We start from the raw sequence: 22196 nt of genomic DNA on the forward strand, positions 1-22196 counted from the left end.
AAACTGCTAAAAAATGACGAAGCACATCGTTCTTCTCAAAGGCTTAAAAACACCAAGCCTTACACTCCAATCAACTTCATGGCCTCTTCACGCGTCGCCACAGTGGCGTACTTCTGACGCATGTCGAACAAGTTGGCCTCATGCGGGCCAATTGCACGGTCACCCACGCAGTCCGACACCACCAAGGGGCGGAAGCCCAATTGCATCGCATCGACCACGCTGGAACGTACGCAACCGCTGGTAACCGCACCGGCGACCAGCAGTGTTTGCACACCACGTTGCGTCAGCCACGCAGCCAAGGGCGTACCAAAGAAAGCCGACGGCACATTCTTGCGAACAATAAATTCACCGGGTGCAGGAGCCAACTCCGGCACGATGTGGCTGTTGTGTGCGTCTTCAGTCAGACCCAACATGCCGGGGACTTTGATGCTGAAGATGTTGTTATCTGCACCATCATCGGCATACACGATACGAGTGTGCGCCACCGGCCAGCCCTGCTCACGTGCCGTTGCCAGCAAGGTCTGCGTGTTCTCGATGGCTTCAGGGATATTGCCACCACCAAACACCGCCGGGTCAGCAAAACCATTCACCAGATCAATAATCAACAAGCCATACGGAGCCTTAGGCTCCAGCGTCGACCCAAACCCTTGTTGAGCGTAAACCGCTCCTTCATTCGTACTCACCAACGCCTCCGTCCAGTACTTTGCCATCACGCACGACGGCGCGCCCATCCAGGCTGACCGTGCAATGTCGCAAAGGAATATCAATGTGGCAGGCCGTCGTGCGATTGCCGCCCGCCTCGTTGTTCGGCCCCAGGGAGAACAGGAAGTTACCCTCGAACGCGCGCGCATCCATGCCAATGGTGTTCTCACGCGAGTACAGGCCCAAGGTGGACCAGTGGGCGCGTGGCTGCAAACCCCAACCAATATGGGAAATCGCATAACCTTCGGGATCGTTGAAGGTCTTCATGTATTCGTCCAGCAGTTCGGCTTCAATACCACCTTCAATCTTGGTGGCGTAGCCGTTTTCCACGGTCAGAATGATCTGCTCAGTCGAGTATTTCTTCTGTGGCAACAGAATGTCGCCCTTGTCGATCACGATGGTGCCGTTGGTGCCCAACTCATTGGGCCAGGTCAGCACAAAACCGCTGGGCCAGTGGTCCCAACGACCGGGCTCATCTACAAAACCGTATTCACGAATCGCAGGGAATTCACCCAGTGGGCAACGCAGATTAGTACCAGCAGGCGAGGTAATGCTCATTTCCTTGGCGGCCTTGATCAAGGCCGCCGCCGCTGTCACGCGTGCGCGATCTGCTTCCGTTGGCACGGTACGAACCAGAATTTCGGGTGGCTCCACGGCCAGCAGAATCTTGGTACCCGACTTCAGAATGTCGATCTGCTCGGGCGAGAACAACAGGGTCATCAGGTCCAAAACCAGATCGCTGGCCTTCAAGGCGGCGATCGCCGCTTCGTTACCCGTCAGCGGGGTCGTACCCAAGTACGCCAGCGAGTCACGGCTCAAGGCTTTTTCCGCGTTGACCGGCAACAAGTCCAGACGATTGACAATCGCGCCCATGGACTGAGCGGCAATCTGTGCGCACTGCATGGTCTGGGGGTGCGTGGTCGAGCTGGTCAGCAAGGTCACGGTTTGACCCGCTTGCAGCTTGGACAGACGTAACACCTCTTGCCATGCTTCGATAAGTTGATAATCACTCACTGCCATTTTGTCTCTCCTTGTGAGAGGTTCCGGCACTGACGCGGAACCTCTGCATCACGACGGGCCACCGTAGCGGCCCTTTAACATCACACCAAGCGCTGGCCCAAAAAGTCACCGAAGGCTTCGTAAAAGCCGGCTTCGTTGTCCCAAGGAATCATGTGACCGGCGTTCGGCACGCGAACGTGCTGCACGCCAGAGGCCAGTTGCTGAATCTCGGCCACATCCTCATCACGCACCACATCGCCACGCTCGGCGGTCATCAGCAAAGCAGGCACCTTCAAATGCGGGAAGTCGACGTGGATATCGTCGGTGTGAAACCCTTCAAAGCTGGCCAGAATCGCAGGCTCGTGGCAGGTGTGCAGCCACTGGGCACGCAATTGCAACTGCTCTTCGGTCCAGGTCGGGCAAAAGGCACGCATGTCCTCTGCGGTGCAGCCTTTGCGAGCCATAGCCATGGAATCCACGTACCAAGGCAACTTGGAAGGATAGGCACGACGATCTGGGCCAGAGACCGGCGGATCAACCATTACCAGACGGTTCAAGCCATCGCTGTTCTTGTGAGCCGCACGCAAACCAATGCGGGCACCCATGGAGTGACCGACCACGATGTAGTCTTTAAGACCCAGGGCTTGAGCCAGGGCGATCAAATCATCGGCCTGTGCATCCAGGCTGTAATCCATGCCCTCGGCGGCTTCACTCAAACCACGACCACGCACGTCCTGAATGTAGGTGTCAAAGTGCTTGCCGAACTGCTCACCCACAAAACCCCAGGTCACCGCCGGGCTGGTAATGCCGGGCACGATGATGACGGCAGGACGCTGATCGCGACCCTGGCTGGAACCGCCGTAGCGCAGGTAATGCTGACGAATGCCATTGGCGTGAACATGGCCGCCGTAAAGAAAGGTACTCATTAATCTGTCCTTGGATTGAAACCGTCAGGTCTAAAGCCTGGTACTACTAAAAGGCCCTGAACCCGACCCATGAAAATTGCTGCTGCCTACGCTGTTTGGGGCGTAGCAACCAGCGCGGCCCGGACCACATCCGGTGTAAAAGGCACCTGCCGAAAACGTCGGCCAGTTGCATCAAACAAAGCATTGGCAATGGCCGAGGCACAGGGCACGGAGGCAGATTCACCCGACCCCATCGGCGGCTCGGACTGCCTGTCCATCAAAATCACTTCAATGGGCGGGATGCGCGGGAAATCAACAATGGGATAGGCGCCCCACTCCGCACTGACCACACCCTGTGCGTTAAAGCGCACCTGCTCATACAAAGTACGGCTCAAGGACTGGATCACATTGCCGTGAATCTGGTGACGCACGCCCGCCGGGTTCACCATCTGCCCGGTGTCCTGGCCCACATAAATCTGCTGAACCTCAATCACGCCCGTCTCCGCATGGACACGCAGATCCAGCAGCCAGGCTGACCATGCCGCCCCAAAGCCAGGAAACTTGCTGTGTATATAACGGGCGTACGACAAGCCTCGACCGTAGAGATAGCCTTGCTCATCTGGCTGCCCACGAGAACCTCGATGTCCAATCTGCCATTGCCCCTTGTCCGCCACCGCCTGCAGCAGTTCCTGCGCGCGTTCATCCTGATCCAGATAACGCAGGCGATAGCTCAAGGGGTCTACACCCGCTTCCACCGCCAGCTCATCCAGAAAGCAGTCATGCGCAAAAGAGTTAGGCATGGCCGACACACCGCGCAACCAGGAAGCACGCACAATCGCGGGCATGTCCTGACACACAATGCGCTGCTTGGGATAGCTGTAAGGCGGTACTGCCGTGCGATCCCCCATTTCCAATTGACGGGGGGCTGCCGACTCCCGTCCCGTCAACAAAAGCGCCAGGTTCGGCGCATCGTTGGAGGGATAATGGGTGACAAAATCGTAATGTCGCAGTTGCCCTTCGGCATCAATCGAGCCTTCTACATCCATCAACTGAGCAGCGCCTTTAGGCTCCCAACCGTGTTCTTGCTCACGCGTCAACTGCACACGCACCGGTGCACCAACGGCTCGGGACAACAGCAAGGCATCCGCACACACGTCATCCGCGCAATTACGGCCATAACAACCGGCTGCTTCGTGACGGATGATCTCCAGACCGGCTTCATCTTCGTCCAGCAATTGACTCAAATGGACACGCAACATATGCGGGTTCTGCGTACCTGACCAGATCCGGCTATGGCCGGGTTTGTAATCTGCCAGCGCACAAGACGGGCCAATGGAAGCATGCAACTGAAAAGGCCAGACATAGCTGCGCTTCAAGCGCTTGCCTTCAGGCGGTAGCTCGTCAAAGCCCGGGCCCGTATCAGTTAGCAATCGCTCCGTCATGGGCTGACGACGAATCAGTTGCTCCAGATTGCTCATGTCCTCCAAAGGGGGAATCGCTTTCCAGCGCACTTTCAATTCACGGGCGGCACGCATGGCGTGTTCTTCACGTCGCGCGACCACACCGATAAAGTCACCAATCACCACAACCCGCACATCGTCGGCAATATGACGGATGGACTCCTCATCCACGGACTCCAGGCTGCGACCGATAAAGTCGCCACTATCACGTCCTATATAAGGAGGACGCACGACACGACCATGCAACATGCCAGGCACGCGCACATCGTGGACATACACCCACTGCCCCGCGACCTTGCCCGGAATATCGACACGCGCCTGGGCTGTCCCTACAAGGCGTAATTGCTCGGCCGGTTTGGTGGGGGTTTCCTTATCCAGATAGGCCCGCAGCTCCAGACCTTCCAGCAATTGCCAGTACGTTAGCCTGCGTCCGTCCGGGGCAATGATTGTGCCGTCCTCTACTCGTAATTGATCTGTACGCAACGTCCAGCGCTCTGCGGCTTGTGCCAGCAGTAATTGTCGAGCCTGAGCCGCCGCCTTGCGCAGCGGCACAGCATGAATCTGAATGGACGCACTGGCGATGGTGGGGCCTTGATTGGGCACAGCATCGGTATGGCCCAGCACCATTTGCACACGCGACATCGGCACATCCAACTCGTCGGCCACAATCTGACTGAGCGCAGTCTGAATACCGGTGCCCAGATCCACGTGCCCATGAAAAGCGCGCACCCAGCCCTGTTCGGATACGGCGACAAAGACATCGTCGTGCGCCTGCAAGTACTCGGACACCACGCCGGGCTGACCGGGCGAAGGCTTGGGAGGCCGCGCCGGTGCCGCTAAAATCAGCAAGGTGCCAGACGCCCTGAGCAAGTCTTGCTGCTGGTGGCGCGGCGCATCATAAGACATCACACTCTCCTGGCTGGGTTCTATATAAGAGGCGGGAAGCCGGCTTCAGGGACTCGTTCCTGAAAACCTGCCTTAAATGCGCCCTGGCAAAACATCGATTACTAGCGTACACACCCTAATAAAATCCAATGCAGTGCGCTGAAACCCATTTATCGCAACTACTATAAAGAGAAAATCAAGGGCTTAATAATCAGTGTAAACCCTATATTAAATAAGATCAGATCGAATTTTCTGCATCTTCCCAAGTAGGCTTTGATTGATACCTCAAGGGAGTAGTAGAATCTATTTACTCTATAAATTAAAGTGTATACACTTAATTTAAGCATATCAATACCGAGCTGATAAAAGCACCGCACACGCTGTCCGACAACAAGGTGCGATCTCCCAAAGGTGAAACCCATGAACCCTTGTACTCGCCCGCATACCTTGCGGGTCAATCAAGAGACCCACATCATCGAGGTGGAACCCGATACGCCACTGCTTTATGTATTGCGTAACGACCTGGAACTGAATGGCCCCAAGTTTGGCTGCGGCCTGGGTGAATGTGGCGCCTGTACGGTGCTGGTCGACGGTGTGGCCGCTCGCTCCTGTGTTGTGCCTGTCAGTCTGGTGGAAAACCGTCAGATCACCACCTTGGAAGGCTTGGCCCAGGACGGGCAACCGAATGATGTACAGCAGGCATTTATAGATTGTCAGGCCGCGCAATGCGGATACTGCCTCAATGGCATGGTCATGACCGTGCAAGCCCTGCTGGAACGCCATCCGCAAGCCACTGAAGAAGAAATTCGGGACGAGCTGCGTTATAACCTGTGCCGTTGCGGCACGCACGTCGAAATCATGCAAGCCGCTGTACGCGTCGCAAAGGCCCGGCAATGAGTCATTCCGTACAAGACCGTTCCCGAGCACAGTGGCCGGACCTGCCTGAAGGCACCCGCTTGCTGCATGGCGCTGTTGTGCGACCGCCTTATTGGCTCTACGAAAACGGCCAGTATCTGGGCGCCGAATTACAGTCAGTAGACCAACAAGCCGCCCTGCAAGTACCCGGCGTCGTGGCCTGTGTGCATATGGGGAATTTTCTGGGTGTGCTGGCGGTACAAGCCGAGCAGGCTCAACAAGGCGCCGCCTTGCTGGATGCGCGCTGGGCCACGCCCGTCGCTGCAAACCAGGCGGCCCTACCAGCCGATGAGACTGTTGCCACTACGCTTAGCGCCCCCGATCAACGCTATGAGTGGCAATCTGCCGCCGAGCATCAGGAAACCGCTTGGGCCCGTGCTTGTTATCACGACAAGCAGCTTTATGTTTGGGCGCACACGCAGCGCCCCGCTGCCCTGCTGATTGAGCTGCAAGCCCTGAGTGGTCTGCCCAGCGAACAAATCCATCTACAAGATATTGCTGGCAATCAGGCCGATGCCTACGACTGCGCCATGGATGCAGCCGTCATGGCCTTTGGCCGCCCCCAGGCTGTGCAGGTTCGTGCCAGCCACAGCGAAGTCACCATTGGCCTGAGCGTCTATAAAGGCAGCACCGAGCGAAACGACCTGAATGCCTATTTGCGAGCAACCCGCTGGCAACTGAACACCTTGTCCGGTGCGCGCCCTTCTCTGGCCGCCATTCTTTGTGGTCAGCAAGACTTGCCCAGCAGCGGCCCAACCGTAAAGAGTGATTACTTTTCTGCACCCACGCCTAACTATGATGGCGCGGCCGCCAGCAGTGACCCCGACAGTCTGGCCCAGGCCACAGTCTTTGCCCAAGAGTCGCAGTTCGATCAGGACTGCCACAACTTGGGGCTGGATCCTTTGGAGGCACGACTGGAACACGTCAGCAGCCCCCAAGGTCGAGAACTGCTGCAACGGGTTGCCGAGCAATCAGACTGGTCCGCGCCCTTGCCCGCCCATCAAGGCCCTTTGCGCAAAGGTCGCGGGCTGGCCTACAGCCATATTGTGGAACACATCCCCGGACAGGCTGCACGTGAACAGTGGTCCGCCTGGGCCGTGGATGTCAGCGTTGATACCCGTCAAGGCACGCTCAGCATAGACAAGCTGACCATTGGCCACGACAGCACAGAACTGAACAATTCCGAACACGCTCCGGAGTCTGCGCCCGCCTTGGCCGACCGACTGGGCCGTTGGGCCCAGCAACTGCTGAACAATGGCGTGGGCAAAGGCGGCGAAGGTAGTAGCGACAGCCCCGTCCAAGAAACAGGCGACAAGCCAGCCGTCCAACTGGTCAAGCGGGAGTCTGCCGTCGGCCAGCCTTTGGCCTGGAACCAAGGCGTGGAACTGCCAGCCGCAGCCGCCATTGCCAATGCGATTTTCAACGCCAGTGGCATCCGCCTGACCAGTGCCCCTTTTAGTGAACAGTCTCTGGCACTGGGCTATCAGTCCGATAAAACGGCCAGCAACAAAAAACGCAAAGCCTGGTGGGGAGCCTTGGCCGCGGTCGCCACCGGCACAGTCTTGAGTGCCCTGCCCTGGCGGCCCGCCATCGCGCCCGTCGGCCAAGTGGATACGTCCATCTTTTCAGAGCTGGCGATTGAGCGTGGCCGCCTGGTTGCCATTGCAGGCGACTGCATGGTCTGCCACACCGCTGAAGGCGGTACGCCCAATGCAGGTGGCCTGGGTTTGGATACGCCATTTGGCACGATCTACACCACCAACATCACGCCAGACAAAGAAACTGGCATCGGTAGCTGGAGCTACAAAGCCTTTGAACGCGCCATGCGCGAAGGCATCCATCAGGACGGACGCCACCTGTACCCGGCCTTCCCTTACACGGCCTTTGCCAAGATCAGCGACGAGGACATGCAGTCCCTATACGCCTACCTGATGACGCAAGAGCCGGTGAAGTCTGAGGTGCCTGAAACCAAGCTACCCTTCCCCATGAATATGCGGCCCTTGGTGGCAGGCTGGAATCTGCTGTTTCACCGTGATCCGAATGCCTACGTGCCGGACCCGACGCAAACCGTGCAATGGAACCGGGGTGCCTATCTGGTCAATAGCAGCGGCCACTGTGCGGCCTGCCATAGCCCGCGCAATATGCTGGGCGCGGAAAAAGGCGGTAAAGCGAATTTCCTGGCGGGTGGTTTTGCGGACAACTGGGAAGCGCCTGCGCTCAATAGCTTGTCCAAAGCCCCCATCCCCTGGACCGAACAGGAGTTGTACCAATACCTGCGTACCGGCTACTCGCCCCGTCACGGCGTAGCAGCCGGGCCGATGGGGCCGGTAGTAGCAGGCTTGGCAGAACTGCCTGAATCCGATGTCCGTGCCATGGCGCACTATCTAAGCAGCCTGAACCCGGTCGAAAGTAAGCAAGAGCAAACGCATGCCGCGCAGGCCGCTCGTCTGGAGCAAGACAGCCGCAGCAATAAGGACGTGATGGTGATGCCAGGCGAAAACCTGTTCAACGGCGCTTGTGCTGTTTGCCACGACCCGCGTGGTGGGCCGGTGCTATTTGGCGCACGTCCCTCTTTGGCCTTGAACAGCAACCTGCACAGCGAACACCCGGACAATACGATTCAGGTGTTGATGCACGGCATTACCCGTCCGGCGCAGCCCACCCTGGGTTCGATGCCCGGTTTCAAAAACAGCATGAATGACGAGCAAATGGAAGATTTGCTGAACTATATGCGTGCACGTTTTGCACCGGACAAACCGGCCTGGACAGGGCTGAAAGACAAGATTGCGACCATACGGGAGCAAAAGGGGCACTTGTAGACGGGGCTTGCCCGCCGATAGTGTTTAGATACGCGGAAAACGAAACAAAGGCGGCTTCAAGTTTTCACTAGGCCGCCTTTGTTGTATGGTGCATCGCTTTCAGACTTGGTTAAACCAGAAACTCTCAAACCAGGCTCTCGGCCAGCACTCTGAAGGACTGATCGGAAGCTTGCGTTCCTACCCAAGCCCGAGAGCAGGCCCAAATCAAAACTATCCAGCCCGAGGTCTAGGCACAGTCCAAATCAAGATCAAGACTCGGCTTCCGCTGCAGATCCAGACTCAAAACCCATCAACCGGAAAAACCACCGGCCTCCAGAAATTTCTGTTCGTCCGCAGTGGTGGTACGCCCCAGAATCGAGTTGCGATGCGGGAAACGGCCAAAGCGTTCCACCACATCCAGATGCTCCTGGGCATGATCCAGCCAGGGCCGACCAATCTCCTGATTCAGGCGCACGGCCTCTTGCTGATCGGCCAGATTCTCCGCATGGGAATACGGCAAGTAGCAAAACACACGGCGTTCCACCGGAATCTGTTTATCCAGCCCCTTGGCCACCATTTCCTTGGCAATCCTCAAACCCTTCTCATCGGTCGCGTACATGCGCGGGGTATTGCGAAAGGAGTTGCGCGGGAACTGGTCCAACAAGATCAGCAAAGCATAGGCCCCTTCTGCAGTCTGTGCCCAGTCATCCAACTCGCCCCTGGCCGCACGTTCGTGCCAGTCCAAAAACCGCTCACGAAATTCCTGGTCGAAGTCATCGGACTTGCGAAACCATTTCTCTGGCCCTGACTCAACCCAGAAATCAATCACAGTCTGGGGATTGGGACGTGCATCTGCCATGGTGCTCTCCTGGAACCGATCCGGCCTGGCTCGCTGCCGGCCCGAAGTTAAACAGACAGGTAAGTGCGCCGTACGTGCTCGTTGGCACTTAATTCCTGCATGGCGCCACTGTACCGTATTTGCCCTTTTTCAAGCACATAAACCCGATCCGAGACCAGTTCGGCAAAATGCAGATTTTGCTCAGACAGCAAGATACTGACACCGGCTTGCTTGAGCTCCAGAATCATCTGCACCATCTGCTCCACAATCACCGGCGCCACACCCTCGGACGGTTCATCGAGCAAGACCAGATAGGGGTTGCCCATCAAGGTACGCGCTACTGTCAGCATTTGCTGCTCGCCCCCGCTCATCTGTCCGCCGGGTCTGTCCTGCATCTGGCCCAGATTGGGAAACAGGCTGTACAAACGTTCAGGCTGCCAGTGCGGGGCTGCTGCGCCATCCGGCCAGCGCCGTGCTGGTTGACGGCCTACTTCCAGATTCTCCGAGACACTTAAATCGCTAAAGATGCGCCGCTCTTCGGGCACGAAGCCCAAACCGGCACGTGCAATCTCAAAAGGCTGCTTGTCGTGAATGGCCTGACCCATGAACTCGATATGCCCATTGGATCGCTCCATCAAACCCATAATGGACTTCAGCGTCGTGGACTTGCCGGCACCGTTGCGCCCCATCAAGGCGACCACTTCGCCGCGCTGCACCGTCAGGGACAGATCAAACAGAATATGCGCGGCACCGTACCAGGCATTCAAGCCATCCACCTTCAACAATAGCTGCTGGTCAGTTGCGGCCCGCTTGGCACCGGCTACTCCATCCTGCGTCATGCTGACTCCTTGTTCTCAAATGTCTTGCCTGTGCCAAAGTAGACCTCCTGCACCTTGGGATGCTGGCGAATATAGTCCGCATCGCCTTCTGCCACCAGCCGACCACGAGCCAGCACCAGCATGCGGTCCGAGTGCTCGAACACCACGTCCATGCTGTGCTCGGTAAACAGCACACCCATATTGCGTTCGATCACCAGTTTTTTGGTCAGGCGCATCAGCTCATTACGCTCTTTGGGGGCCATACCTGCTGTGGGTTCGTCCATTAACAAAAGACGGGGATCGTTGGCCAGTGCAATCGCCAGCTCTACCCGCTTCACATCACCGTAGGCCAGCTCGCTGCAAGGCCGTTCGGCCTGCGCCAACATGCCCACTTGATCCAGCAGATCCAAAGCACGGGCCCGCTCGAACTGCGCCGCCCGACGCCAGAAGGAAAACAGTTTTTTCTGATGCGCCAACAAGGCCATCTGCACGTTTTCCACTACCGTCAAGGAAGCAAACGTCGCGGCGATCTGGAAGGTACGGCCCACGCCCATGGCCGCAATTTTGCGTGGCGCCAAACCCACCAGCTCCTGGTCCCCCAAACGCACCGAGCCCGCCGTTGGCGTCAACTGCCCGCCCACCATATTGAAGGTGGTGGTCTTGCCTGCTCCATTGGGGCCAATCAAAGCCAGGAACTCCCCGGCCTGCACATCAAATTCAATACCATCTACGGCCAGATTGCCGCCAAACGCTTTTTTAAGACCTCGTACTTGCAGCAAACTCATGACGATGCCTCCGGTGCGACACGACGATGCGCCCAACGTTTGAAAAACCCAGCAATACCCTGTGGGAAAGCCAGAACCAGCAGCAGAATCACGCCGCCAAACAAGGCGCGCCAATACTGTGTGATACCCAGGAAAAAGTCCTGCAGCAAGGTGAATACGGCTGCGCCCACCACTGGACCGACCAGGGTTTGCAGCCCACCTAGCAAGACCATGACCAAGCCATCCACGGACTTGTTCACCGCAATCACCTCAGGCGAGACACTGCCTTTTGAAAACACAAACAAGGCACCAGACAAACCAGCAAATGTACCCGCCAAAATAAAGGTCAGCCACTGTACACGCTTAACGGGAATGCCGATTGCCTCAGCCCGCAAGGCCGAATCCCGACTGGCACGCATGGCGTAGCCAAAGGGTGAAAACAAGATGCGACGCAACAAGAAAGCGGCCACCACGACAACACTTAACGCAAAATAATAGTAACGATCTCCCGACAGCCACTCGGCAGGCCAGATACCGACCACACCATTGGAACCACCGGTAAAACTGTCCCACTGATAGACAATTGACCAAACAATCTGAGCGAACGCCAAGGTCAGCATGGCCAGATACACACCGGACAGGCGCACACAGAACCAACCAAAGATCAGCGCACCCAAACCGGCCACAGCGGGAGCCAAGACCAAAGACCAGCCCATGGACAAGGCCGCCGTTTTGAACAGCAAAGCCGCCGCATAAGCGCCCAAACCGAAGTAAGCGGCATGACCAAAAGAGTTCATCCCTCCTGGTCCCATCATGAAATGCAGGCTCAACGCGAATAAGGACAACACCAGAATATCCAAAGCCAGCACAGGCGCGTACGGGAACCAATCGCTCATCAAAGGCAAGGCCGCCATCACCCCCAGAACCACCAGCACCATGATCTGGAACGCTCCGCTACCGGCACGCAGGGGCGCTTCAATCGGCGCCGAGTTACGGCTGACGGCTTGTGCTCGCCCAAACAAGCCCCAGGGCCGAAATACCAGCACCACAGCCATGAAGATGAACTCCACGACCAGCGTCAATTTGGGAAAGGCAAAGTCCACGCCAAAGAAAGTGACCGTACCCAGAGCAATACACAATGCTTTCAATTCCGCGACAATCAGGGCAGCCACATAAGCACCGGGGATAGAACCCATGCCACCGACCACCACAATCACAAAGGCATCCCCAATCACGCTCAAGTCCAACAGCAGATTGGCGGGCTGACGCGGCAATTGCACGGCTCCCCCCAAACCAGCCAGGAACGCCCCCAAAGCAAAGACACCCGTAAAGAGCCAGGCCTGATTCACACCCAGCGCACCCAGCATCTGTCGGTCGTGGGTCGCGGCGCGCACCAGCACTCCCCAACGGGTACGGGTCAGCAAGAGCCACAGCAAACCCAGCACCACCGGGCCGATCACGATCAGCACCAGGTCATAAACCGGAAAAAAGCGCCCTGCAATGGAAATAGAACCGCTCAAGCCTGGAGCCAGCGGCCCCAGCAGATCTTCCGGCCCCCACACGGCCAAGGCCCCGTCATTGATCACCAGCACCAAGGCAAAGGTAGCCAATAGCTGGAACAACTCGGGCGCTTTGTAGATGCGCCGCAACAGCACGATTTCCAGCAAGGCGCCCAAGGCGCCAACCAACAAGGCCGCCACAATCAAGCCTGCCCAAAATCCCAGTGCCGACCCACCCATGAATTGCACGGTGGAATACGCCATGTAGATGCCCAGCATATACAGGGAGCCGTGTGCAAAGTTGACGATGCGTGTCACCCCAAAGATCAGGGACAAACCCGCCGCCACCAGGAACAAAGACGATGCCTCGGCCAGTCCGTTAAGGAACTGTACCCATAAACCCGATAAGGCCATTACTGCCTCGCGTCAGAAGTGGCGCGCCAGACGGCGCGCCGATCTACAAAATACTGCGTTCTTGGAATTATTGATTGGCCGCGGCAGGGCGCCACTGGCTGACTTGCTCATCCGTAGGCTGTACCTCTTTGCCATCCACATAACGGATATGGGTCATGATGCCCTTGCCGTCCTGCTTGGCCAGCACACCCACATAAGCCCCCTGCGTGGATTGCTGATCTTGCGTGCGGTACGTGATGGGGCCAAAAGGCGTGACCACGTCCAGACCACGGAAAGCTTTGATCATGGCTTCCGTGTCGGTAGAGCCGGCTTTTTCAATGCCAGCGGCAATCGACACAATGGTGCTATAGCCAATAATCGTGCCCAGGCGAGGGTGCTCGTTGTACTTGTCCTGATAGGCTTTCAAAAAGGCATTGTGCTCGGGCGTGTCGATGGCATACCAGGGGTAGCCCGTCACAATCCAGCCTTCCGGCGTTTCCTCACCCAAAGGGTCCAGGTACTCTGGTTCGCCGGTCAACATGCTGACCACCGGCAAGGCAGGACTGAAGAACTGACGCTGATTGCCAGCACGAACCAGGCGGGCCAGGTCAGACGCAAACAAGACGTTAAAGACCGCATCCGGCTTGGCATCGGACAAAGCCTGCACCACGGCACCGGCATCGACCTTGCCCAGTGGCGTGGCCTGTTCAGCCACGAATTCGATATCGGGCTGGGCTTGTTTCATCAAGGTCTTGAAGGTGGCAACGGCGGACTGACCGTACTCGTAGTTGGGGTACACAATCGCCCAACGCTTCTTATTCAGCTTGACGGCGTCAGGCACCAGCATGGCGACCTGCATATAGGTGGAGTTGCGCAGACGGAATGTATAGCGGTTGCCATCGGCCCAGACGATCTTGTCGGTCAACGGCTCGCTGGCCAGAAAGAAAACTTTTTTATGCTTGGCGAAGTCGGTAATGGCCAGACCGATATTGGACAGGAAAGTCCCGGTCAGCACATCCACCTTTTCCCGCGAGATCAATTCCTCGGCAGCGCGTACGGCATCGCCAGGGTTGGAGTTGTCATCCTTGATGATCAACTCCAACTGCTTGCCGTGAATCCCCCCGGCCTGATTGATCTGCTCAACCGCCAGCTCCATCCCGTTTCGATAAGGCCCTAAAAAAGCGGGCTGGGATTTATAGCTGTTCAGCTCCCCAATCTTGATAACCCCCTCGGCGGCGGCGGTGGCCCCCAAGGTTTGCAACATCATCGCTCCTGCCAGTGCTACCCCTGCAAATGTCTTGTTCATTGTCTTCTCCGTGGGCTTGTGAGGCGAAACACGACTCAGCAACTTGTCTTGTTTTAGTGATTTAAAGTGTACACATGGTATTTTTGCGAGTAAATCGGCCAAGACCTAGGGATATACCCTTGAACACTTTAAACATAAAACACAGCAAGCCACGCAGAAGGCCGTTAAAGCAAGGAGGCCAAGAAGAAATGAGCAGAAAAAGTAGATAGCCTGAGAAGAAGGGAACCGCCGATATACAGTGACTACACTTAATAAGCCCAAAGATTAAAACGCAACCACCCCGCCTGGTTCCTGCGCGCGCCGAATCATGGATTTCATAAACTGCTCCATCATATCCGGCAAGCCGCTTTTGTACTGGGGAAATCCTCTAGAAGCTTTCATCTGGAAATATCAATACCTAAAGAACTTTGACGTTATATTCTCAAGAGATAAAAAAACGGTAGCCCCCAGGGCTACGCTTGAGGAGACAAGATGTTGAACTTCCCCCGTCGCTTCCCATCCCGACTGACCCTTGGTGTACTGACCACCAGCGTCTTGCTGGCCGCCTGTGCCAGCACTTCTGTCAATGATCGCAGCGTCACCATCAAACGCGACAGCTATGGCACGCCGCACATCTATGCTGACAGCACCTATGGCTTGTTCTATGGCTATGCCTATGCCGTGGCCACAGACCGTCTCTACCAGATGGAAATTGCCAAACGTTCAGGCTGGGGAACGGTAGCAGAGGTTCTGGGGGCGGATTTCCTGGAGCTGGATAAAGTCACCCACAGCAATATCGACCCGGACGCCATCCGCAAACAATTGGCCGCCCTGTCCAAAGAAGACCGCGCCATGTTTGAGGGCTATGCCGCTGGTTTTACCCAGCGTGTGCGCGAGGTGAAAGCCCAGCGCGATACCTTGATGCCCAAGGAGTTTCTGGACCAAGGCTTTGAGCCTTCTGAATGGCAGCCCGAAGACATTGCCATGGTCTGGGTTGGCTTGATTCTGAACCGCTTTTTTGCCGGTACGGCGGAAGTGGCCAACCTGAATCTGCTGGAAACCTTAAAGGCAGACCAGGGCGCGGAACGAGGCGAACAGCTCTACAAACAACTGCGCTGGCTCAACGACCCGACCGCGCCCACTATCATTGCTCAGCCTGAAGCCCGGACCGCCCTGGCTGATTTGCCTACGCATTTGCAGGCCCTATCCACACAAGCCGCACAGGACTATCTGCACAAACAAGCCGTGGCGCTTGGCCCCACTGTGGCCGCCGGCACACCGACGGCCAGCAATGCCTGGCTGCTGGGCCCCGAAAAGACGACTCACGGCCATGCCGTGCTGTACAACGGCCCGCAACAAGGCTGGTACACCCCATCCATTACCTATAGCGTCGGCTTGCACGGTGCCGGCTACGACCTGACCGGCAGCACCGCCGTTGCCCTGCCCGCCATTCTGTTCGGCACCAATGGCCAGATTGCCTGGGGTTCCACAGTGGGTTCACTGGACACCAACGACGTTTACCAACTGCGTTTGAAAGACGGTGATCCGCATAGCTACTGGTACAACAATGCCTGGCGCCCCATGGAGCACAAGCAGGTGCGCATCAAAGTGCGTGATCAGGACGATGTGACGCTGGACGTCTACCGTGCGGCTCAAGGTTATGTCAGCAGTTGGGATACGAAAAACAACACGGCCTACGCCAACCGCCGTAGCTGGCAGGGCCGGGAAATTGAAACCCTGCTGGGCTGGGCCCATGCGGCCAAGGCCAAGAACTGGGATCAATTCATGGCCCAGGCAGCCCACGTCAGCGCCTCCATTACCTGGTTCTATGCCGACACCCAAAACAATATCGGTGCTGCTGCCTTGGGACGGTTGCCCCAGCGCCCGACCAATCAGGCCATCCAGTTCCCGGCCGCAGGCGACGGCAGCATGGAATGGCAAGGCTTTCTGAGCTTTGAGCACAACCCCAAAGTGCTGAACCCACAGCAAGGCTATATCGCCAGCTGGAACAACAAGGCCTACAGCGCCCTGCTGGCTGACAATGCCAACTTCTCTTACGTGGATCGAGTGCAGGAACTGCTGGCACCGCTACAAGCCAAGCAGCGCCTAAGCGATGAGGAAATCTGGGGCATCGACTCCCTGGGTGCGCGCTCGGATCTGAATGCGCGCTACTTCGCCCCCATCATCCAGCAAGCCGCCAAGCTGCCACATGCCAGTGCCCTGGCCCGTCAGGCTGCCGAGCAGTTGAAAGGCTGGGACTACAAGCTGCACGTCGCCAGCAACGGCAAGCATTACGAAGGTAGCGCCCCGGCTGTGATGCAGGCCTGGATGCAAGCCGCAGTCCCTGTATTCCTGAAAGGTCGTTTGCCTGACAGCGTCTACCAGACCTACACGCAAGGCCTGTACCCGGCCATGAATGACCCGCGTAGCGCCCAGCCAGCCGCTGCGGCCAAGCTGATCTGGAACGCTATCCAGGGCCCGGCGGCCGGGGTGCCACAAACGATTGATTTCCTGCAAGGTCGTCCCGCCCAGGAGCTGGTGCTGGACGCACTGGAACAAGCAGCCGCCTCCTTGCAGAAATCACAAGGCGCGCAAGCCCAGCAATGGCGTGCCCCCTCTGTTTCCATGCTGTTCGCGGCACGCAATGCGATTGGGGTGCCCTGGTCCGACCCTGCGTACGAGCGCCGCATCATGCCTTATCTGAACACCGGCAGCGCCCGCTTCCAGTACGTGCTTGACCCTGCTGGCGTGCGTATGTGCTCGGTGATGGCGCCGGGACAAAGCGGTTTCATCAATCCCAAAGGCCAAGCCGACGTCCATCATTCGGATCAGCTTGAGATGTTTGCGGCTTTCAAGTGCAAGAGTGATGCCATCAGCGCTCAGGACATCGACCAGGCCAGTCAGGGCAGCCAAACCCTGCGCTACTAAGTAGTCCATCACAAACGGGGCCTGGAGCATTTGCCGCTCCAGGCCCCGTCTCTTTTTACGCAGTCCAGCACGCCTAATCCTTCGTCACCACCTGATTGCGACCAGCGCGCTTGGCGTCATACAAGCGCTGGTCAGCCTGCACCAGCGCCTCTTCAATGACCTGACCGGGTTGGCACACCGCCAAGCCCATACTGGCCGTAATCTGGAAAGACTCGCGGTCATGGTTGTAAAAGGTTTGTTCCTGCACCTGGCGCAAGAGCAAATCCGCAAAGCGCAACGCCTGCTCATCACTACGCCCGGCCAGAATCAACACGAACTCCTCGCCACCATAACGGGCAGCCAAGTCATGGGGTCCCAGATGCGCCTTGAATAAAGACGCGGTACGCGTCAAGACATCATCCCCTACCGAATGGCCGTGGGTATCGTTGATCTGCTTGAAATGATCCAGATCCACCATCAACACATGCAGTTTTTCCTGGACTGGCCCCTGCCCCAACTGACGACTGACCGCGCCCCGGTTCAGCAAGCCGGTCAAGGTATCGTGGGTAGCTTGTCGATATAAACGCAACAAAAGCCCCAGATGAAAATAATTGGCGGTCAGGGCAACAACCAGCAAGGCACTCAACAGCCAAAGATCCTGCAAACCTTTCGCGGTCATCCAGGTTCCCGAGCTGACGCTGGCCAAAATTTGCAAGGCAATCAACGCGCCCCCTACCAACGCAGATTCCAGCAAGGTAAAGGGAAAAATACTTAAGGTCGCGACCAACAGGAAAGGGATAAAACCGTAACCCAGAACCACGTAATGCCCAGCCCCCGAGAGCGTCAGCAGCATATACGCGTAAAAAGAGGCTGGCAAAATAAAGACTAGGCCACTCAACACATAAATACGGGTAATGCGCTGATGGCCATTAAACGCTAGCCATACACACGCGATCAGTCCCCCCAGGCTTAACACACGCACCGCCATTAAATGTGTAGGCCAGCCGGGCAAAACCAGCCAATCCATCAAAGTCCAAAGGGGAGTCAGCAAGGCAAATAGCAAGCCAACTAATACGACACGGCTGCGTAAATATTCCATTCGGGCATGAATGAAGTCACGAGAATGGTATTTCCCGCTCAGTGTGTCGCGCACCGAGCTGATACTGATCGCTTGCAAGTTTTTCCAACCTTCCAGAACAGTTCCCATCAATCAATTCGCCAAGAAGAAACAAAATAGCATGATGGCAATTTTTAGTTACATGCATTTAAAAAACAAGCTGTCAGTTCTTTCAGGGTCAGCCCATGCTGACCCCGGCTTACCATCACACCGTGTGAGGCTGCTTGCTCATCCAGCTAATGACCTCCTCCAACATCGGTTCACCCGAATCCTGGGGGCGCCACAACAAACCGAGCTGACCATGCAAACGCGGGTCGCTCCAGTCCAGCTCCAAGATACACAGCTCCGGGTAGACCGGCACCATGCTGCGCGTCATGGGCACTAAGAAATCACTGCCCACGGCTACACGCGCATTGGTATGCGCGTAGGCAGACTCGATCGCACAAGTGGGATACGACAGGCCTTTGGCATCCAGGCTCAGCTCGAAACTGCGCCGCATGGGACTGTTTTTGGGGGGCAATATCCAGGGATACTCCAGCGTCTGCTCCCAGGTCACTTCATTTTGCCGGGCCAAAGGGTGATTGCGGCAAGCGGCCACCCCCAAAGGCACCATCCCCAAGGGCAAATACGCCATCGCCGGGTTGCGACCTGCTTCGTCCACACGGCCAATGACCAGATCCAGCTCACCCTGCTCCAGATTGCGACTTAACACATCCAGCGTGCCTTCCTGAATCCGGATATGGCATTGCGGATCGCGCTCGTACAAATACACCAACAGTTGCGGCAAATAAACTGCAGCCACCATAGGCGATATACCCAAGGTAAATTGCTGGCGAAATCCCTGCCTGTATTGCTCCAGCGTCGCGTTCATGCGATCAAGGCGGTTGAGCACCCCTTGGGCCTGGGAGACCAGCGCCAAGGCTGCCGGCAAAGGCTCAATACCGCGGGCATGACGCTCGAATAAAGGCATACCGATACTGTCTTCAAAGTCCTTGAGCCATTTTGACAAAGCGGGCTGGGTCATATTGGACTGCCGGGCCACATCGCTCATGCTTTTCTGTTCGCACAAACGAATTAAAACCTGCAGATGCTTTAAGCGAATGCGTTCACTCCAGCTCATGGCTTACCTATATGAAAGAAGTATATATACCTGCAAGTTATTCAATTTAACATTATGGCTACTGCTTCCATAATGGGTATACCCGAAGCTACAAAATAGGCACGTCATGTCTCAGTCAGTACCCAATTTTTTATTAATCATTGCGGATCAACTCCGTGCGGACCATTTGGCGTGTTACGGCAATAAAGACATAAAAACGCCCAATCTGGATGCCTTGGCCGCTCGTGGTTGGAGTGCTGAGCGATTTTACGTCGCCACGCCGATCTGCATGCCCAACCGGGCTTCCCTGATGACAGGCCGCATGCCTTCGGTACACGGTGCGCGTCACAACGGCGTTCCCCTACCACTGGACTCCACCACTTTTGTCGATGTACTGCGTCAGGCAGGCTGGCGCACTGCGTTAGTGGGCAAGGCACATCTGCAAAATATAACGGATACCCCCCCGCTCTACCCACGCCCGGATGATCCGCCGACCAAGGGTGAAGCCCGCCCCCCCCTGCCAACCAACGATTACGGCCAGGAATGTGGGCAATGGTGGCGCGATCACGCCGATCACAGTGTGCAACTCCCCTTTTACGGCTACGAGCACGTGGACTTGGCCATCGACCACGGCGATCAGGTCTGGGGCGACTATGGTCGCTGGCTGCAAAATGAACATCCTGAAATTGCCGCCCTGTCCGGCCCTGAAAACGCCATCCCGACTCCCGACTACGCGCTAAGCCGCATTGGCCAAGCCTGGCGTACCCGTGTGCCAGAAGAGTACAGCACCACGGCCTGGATTGGTGAGCGCACCCGCGCTGTACTGGATAAATATGCCCAGGAACAACAGCCTTTCTTTATTCAGTGCTCCTTTCCCGACCCCCATCACCCCTACACGCCGCACGGTCAATACTGGGATATGTACAAGCCTGAAGAAGTCAGCCTGCCCGACTCCTTCCACCTAAGCCCCCACCCCCTGCCCGCACACCTGCAATTGCTGCACCAGTTGCGCGATGACGACAAAGCGATTAAACACACTCCCACACTGTTTGCCTGCTCCGAACGCGAAGCCCGCGAGGCGATTGCCTTGAACTACGGTTCCATCACGCATATCGATGCCGAGATCGGGCGCATTCTGGACCATCTGGAGCGCACCGGCCAGGCGGAGAACACCATCGTCATGTTCATGAGTGATCATGGCGACTTCATGGGCGACCATCAACTCCTGTTGAAAGGCCCTGTGCATTACCAAAGCATTATTCGCAGCCCCTTTATCTGGTTTGACCCAAAGGATGCGAAATCTCAAGGCACAAGCACGATGGTCTGTTCTACCATTGACGTCGCGCCTACGGTTCTGCAACGTGCAGGCCAGTTGCCCTACAACGGTATTCAGGGTCGTTCCTTGCTGAAAGTGATACAGAACGAAGCCGTGGATTGGCGAATAGGCGTATTGATTGAGGAAGAAAACCAGCGCAAGCTGTTCAATACGCCTATTCGCACCAAGCTGCGCTCGCTGGTCACACAGCAGCATCGTCTAAGTCTGTACGAGGGCGGTCAAATCGGAGAACTGTACGATCTGCAAGCCGATCCACTGGAACAACATAATTTGTGGAATGAACCTGACGCGCAAACGTTAAAAACAACGCTTTTGTGTCAATTGATCGACACCATGATGGCTCACAGCGAAACCAGCCCCCTGCCTTTGGCGATAGCGTGAGATAGACACTGTTACCTACCCCTATCTGGAGACCTCTATGCCCATCTTTTCCTTGCTGCGCAACGTAAGCATTTGTGCGCTGATCTTACCTTTGGCTACGCCAGTCCAAAGTGCCGAGGTGGCCACACTTGTTGTCAGCTCCGCTGCAGGCGGCCCGCTGGATGTCCTGGGTCGCATGTTGGCCCGCGAAGCCACGGCAACCACCGGCCAAACGATTGTGGTAGAGAACCGCGCGGGCGCAGCAGGCATGATTGCAGCCGAGGCGGTAGGCCGGGCCAAACCCGACGGCAATACCTTGTTGCTGACCCTGGACACCGTTGCCACGGCCAATCCGCATATTTACGTCAACAGCAAATTCAAGGTTGGGGAGTCTCTGGACCTGGTGTCTTTGCTGGGCACCTTTGACCAGGTTCTGGTGGTTCCCAGCAAGACCGGTATCACAACACCTGCCGAGTTTCTGGAGCGTGCCCGCGCCAAACCCATGAATTACGGCTCTGCCGGCATGGGCTCGCCAGGGCATTTGATGATGTCGGCCTTGACACAAGATAGCGGGATCAAGCTGGATCACATTCCATATCGCAGCAATAGCGCTGTGGTCAATGATATGTATGGCGAGCGTCTGGACAGCGGTTTTCTGACGATTGCCGGTGTTTTGGGGCCGATCAAGGAAGGTTTGCTCACGCCATTGGCGACTTCTGGCGGCAAACGCAATCCTTTATTGCCTGCAGTCCCTACATTGGCCGAAGCAAAGTTACCAGGCCTGGAAAACTTTAACGAGAGCTTCTCTTACCTGGTTTTCACCACCAAGGGTTCGCCTCCAGAGAAAATCAAAGCATGGAACGACTTGCTGAGCGATATCGTGAAACGTCCCTCTACCGCCGAGACTTTGCGGATGCTGGATATTCAAGCCTACGATTCGTCCAAGGTTTCTCCAGCCCAATGGGTGCAGCAGCGGAATGCGCGCTGGGAGCAGATTGTGCGGGATAACAATATTCGCTCTGATCAGTAATTGTTGGAATTACAGCCCCTGGTTTCAGGGGCTGTTTTTTTTGGGGCTGCGTAGGTGTTGCTGAGGGCAGGCTCAATGCTTGATGG

The 22196-nt window shown here is 56.7% G+C and carries 16 protein-coding genes; 5 read left to right on the plus strand and 11 right to left on the minus strand.

Translation table 11 applies throughout. The features are described 5' to 3' along the window. Positions 1-59: 59 nt before the first annotated feature. The 4 genes from LNA76_RS13070 to LNA76_RS13085 form a co-directional block, all read right to left on the minus strand. On the minus strand, positions 60-683 hold the full coding sequence (locus tag LNA76_RS13070) for an N-carbamoylsarcosine amidohydrolase (RefSeq protein WP_108728623.1): 624 nt from the start codon (positions 681-683) through the stop codon (positions 60-62). Further along, positions 670-1722 (minus strand): 2,5-dihydroxypyridine 5,6-dioxygenase, encoded by a 1053-nt coding sequence (locus LNA76_RS13075; protein WP_121739521.1) that lies wholly within the window; start codon positions 1720-1722, stop codon positions 670-672. Before LNA76_RS13075 ends, LNA76_RS13070 begins: the two co-directional genes overlap by 14 nt. An 80-nt stretch (positions 1723-1802) precedes the next feature. Further along, positions 1803-2627 (minus strand): alpha/beta fold hydrolase, encoded by an 825-nt coding sequence (locus LNA76_RS13080; protein ID WP_230019228.1) that lies wholly within the window; start codon positions 2625-2627, stop codon positions 1803-1805. Positions 2628-2713: 86 nt separating this feature from the next. Continuing rightward, positions 2714-4972, minus strand: a complete 2259-nt coding sequence (locus LNA76_RS13085; RefSeq protein ID WP_230019229.1) for a xanthine dehydrogenase family protein molybdopterin-binding subunit — start codon at positions 4970-4972, stop codon at positions 2714-2716. 399 nt (positions 4973-5371) lie between these two features. Here LNA76_RS13085 and LNA76_RS13090 point away from each other — a divergent pair, with 399 nt between their 5' ends. Beyond that, positions 5372-5848, plus strand: coding sequence for a (2Fe-2S)-binding protein (locus tag LNA76_RS13090; RefSeq protein ID WP_094197613.1), 477 nt, complete (start codon positions 5372-5374; stop codon positions 5846-5848). Next, the gene (locus LNA76_RS13095; protein WP_230019230.1) at positions 5845-8685 is read left to right on the plus strand and encodes a c-type cytochrome; all 2841 of its coding nucleotides are present in this window, start codon (positions 5845-5847) and stop codon (positions 8683-8685) included. Before LNA76_RS13090 ends, LNA76_RS13095 begins: the two co-directional genes overlap by 4 nt. A 289-nt stretch (positions 8686-8974) precedes the next feature. Here the strand turns inward: LNA76_RS13095 and LNA76_RS13100 are convergent, their stop codons facing one another. From LNA76_RS13100 to LNA76_RS13120, 5 genes are all read right to left on the minus strand, one after another. Then, the gene (locus tag LNA76_RS13100; RefSeq protein WP_108728619.1) at positions 8975-9523 is read right to left on the minus strand and encodes a DUF924 family protein; all 549 of its coding nucleotides are present in this window, start codon (positions 9521-9523) and stop codon (positions 8975-8977) included. A 47-nt stretch (positions 9524-9570) separates the two neighbouring features. Continuing rightward, positions 9571-10341 carry an ABC transporter ATP-binding protein gene (locus tag LNA76_RS13105; protein WP_094197616.1) on the minus strand — a complete coding sequence of 257 codons (771 nt, stop codon included), beginning with the start codon at positions 10339-10341 and terminating at the stop codon, positions 9571-9573. Beyond that, complete coding sequence (locus LNA76_RS13110; RefSeq protein ID WP_108728617.1) at positions 10338-11105, minus strand: ABC transporter ATP-binding protein; 768 nt, start codon at positions 11103-11105, stop codon at positions 10338-10340. The genes LNA76_RS13105 and LNA76_RS13110 overlap by 4 nt, the downstream gene beginning before the upstream one ends. Beyond that, positions 11102-12997: an ABC transporter permease gene (locus tag LNA76_RS13115; protein WP_094197618.1), complete on the minus strand. Its 1896-nt coding sequence runs from the start codon at positions 12995-12997 to the stop codon at positions 11102-11104. Before LNA76_RS13115 ends, LNA76_RS13110 begins: the two co-directional genes overlap by 4 nt. 67 nt (positions 12998-13064) lie before the next feature. Beyond that, a complete protein-coding gene (locus tag LNA76_RS13120; RefSeq protein ID WP_230019231.1) occupies positions 13065-14282 on the minus strand; it encodes an ABC transporter substrate-binding protein in 1218 nt (405 codons plus the stop codon). Between the two features lie 471 nt (positions 14283-14753). On the opposite strand from LNA76_RS13120, the gene LNA76_RS13125 reads away from it, so the two are divergent. Beyond that, entirely contained in the window at positions 14754-17189 is a 2436-nt protein-coding gene (locus LNA76_RS13125) for a penicillin acylase family protein (RefSeq protein WP_230019232.1), read from the plus strand. 73 nt (positions 17190-17262) lie between these two features. Here LNA76_RS13125 and LNA76_RS13130 read toward each other — a convergent pair whose 3' ends face one another. Both LNA76_RS13130 and LNA76_RS13135 read right to left on the minus strand, forming a co-directional pair. Continuing rightward, entirely contained in the window at positions 17263-18375 is a 1113-nt protein-coding gene (locus LNA76_RS13130; RefSeq protein ID WP_230019459.1) for a GGDEF domain-containing protein, read from the minus strand. A 115-nt stretch (positions 18376-18490) separates the two neighbouring features. Beyond that, positions 18491-19405, minus strand: a complete 915-nt coding sequence (locus LNA76_RS13135; protein WP_094197622.1) for a LysR family transcriptional regulator — start codon at positions 19403-19405, stop codon at positions 18491-18493. Positions 19406-19511: 106 nt separating this feature from the next. Here LNA76_RS13135 and LNA76_RS13140 point away from each other — a divergent pair, with 106 nt between their 5' ends. Then, complete coding sequence (locus LNA76_RS13140; protein WP_230019233.1) at positions 19512-21101, plus strand: sulfatase family protein; 1590 nt, start codon at positions 19512-19514, stop codon at positions 21099-21101. A 37-nt stretch (positions 21102-21138) separates the two neighbouring features. Beyond that, positions 21139-22110 (plus strand): Bug family tripartite tricarboxylate transporter substrate binding protein, encoded by a 972-nt coding sequence (locus LNA76_RS13145; RefSeq protein ID WP_094197624.1) that lies wholly within the window; start codon positions 21139-21141, stop codon positions 22108-22110. Positions 22111-22196 lie beyond the last annotated feature (86 nt).

This window comes from Alcaligenes sp. MMA (assembly GCF_020907215.1).
Taxonomy (GTDB): Bacteria; Pseudomonadota; Gammaproteobacteria; order Burkholderiales; family Burkholderiaceae_B; genus Alcaligenes; species Alcaligenes aquatilis.

Excerpts from the sequence above, each read along its gene's own strand:
- LNA76_RS13120 (WP_230019231.1), bottom strand. The coding sequence starts at position 14,282 with ATGAACAAGACATTTGCAGGGGTAGCACTGGCAGGAGCGATGATGTTG.
- LNA76_RS13110 (WP_108728617.1), bottom strand. The coding sequence starts at position 11,105 with ATGAGTTTGCTGCAAGTACGAGGTCTTAAAAAAGCGTTTGGCGGCAAT.
- LNA76_RS13125 (WP_230019232.1), top strand. The coding sequence starts at position 14,754 with ATGTTGAACTTCCCCCGTCGCTTCCCATCCCGACTGACCCTTGGTGTA.
- LNA76_RS13115 (WP_094197618.1), bottom strand. The coding sequence starts at position 12,997 with ATGGCCTTATCGGGTTTATGGGTACAGTTCCTTAACGGACTGGCCGAG.
- LNA76_RS13140 (WP_230019233.1), top strand. The coding sequence starts at position 19,512 with ATGTCTCAGTCAGTACCCAATTTTTTATTAATCATTGCGGATCAACTC.
- LNA76_RS13090 (WP_094197613.1), top strand. The coding sequence starts at position 5,372 with ATGAACCCTTGTACTCGCCCGCATACCTTGCGGGTCAATCAAGAGACC.
- LNA76_RS13105 (WP_094197616.1), bottom strand. The coding sequence starts at position 10,341 with ATGACGCAGGATGGAGTAGCCGGTGCCAAGCGGGCCGCAACTGACCAG.
- LNA76_RS13080 (WP_230019228.1), bottom strand. The coding sequence starts at position 2,627 with ATGAGTACCTTTCTTTACGGCGGCCATGTTCACGCCAATGGCATTCGT.
- LNA76_RS13145 (WP_094197624.1), top strand. The coding sequence starts at position 21,139 with ATGCCCATCTTTTCCTTGCTGCGCAACGTAAGCATTTGTGCGCTGATC.
- LNA76_RS13130 (WP_230019459.1), bottom strand. The coding sequence starts at position 18,375 with ATGGGAACTGTTCTGGAAGGTTGGAAAAACTTGCAAGCGATCAGTATC.
- LNA76_RS13075 (WP_121739521.1), bottom strand. The coding sequence starts at position 1,722 with ATGGCAGTGAGTGATTATCAACTTATCGAAGCATGGCAAGAGGTGTTA.
- LNA76_RS13085 (WP_230019229.1), bottom strand. The coding sequence starts at position 4,972 with ATGTCTTATGATGCGCCGCGCCACCAGCAGCAAGACTTGCTCAGGGCG.
- LNA76_RS13135 (WP_094197622.1), bottom strand. The coding sequence starts at position 19,405 with ATGAGCTGGAGTGAACGCATTCGCTTAAAGCATCTGCAGGTTTTAATT.
- LNA76_RS13100 (WP_108728619.1), bottom strand. The coding sequence starts at position 9,523 with ATGGCAGATGCACGTCCCAATCCCCAGACTGTGATTGATTTCTGGGTT.
- LNA76_RS13095 (WP_230019230.1), top strand. The coding sequence starts at position 5,845 with ATGAGTCATTCCGTACAAGACCGTTCCCGAGCACAGTGGCCGGACCTG.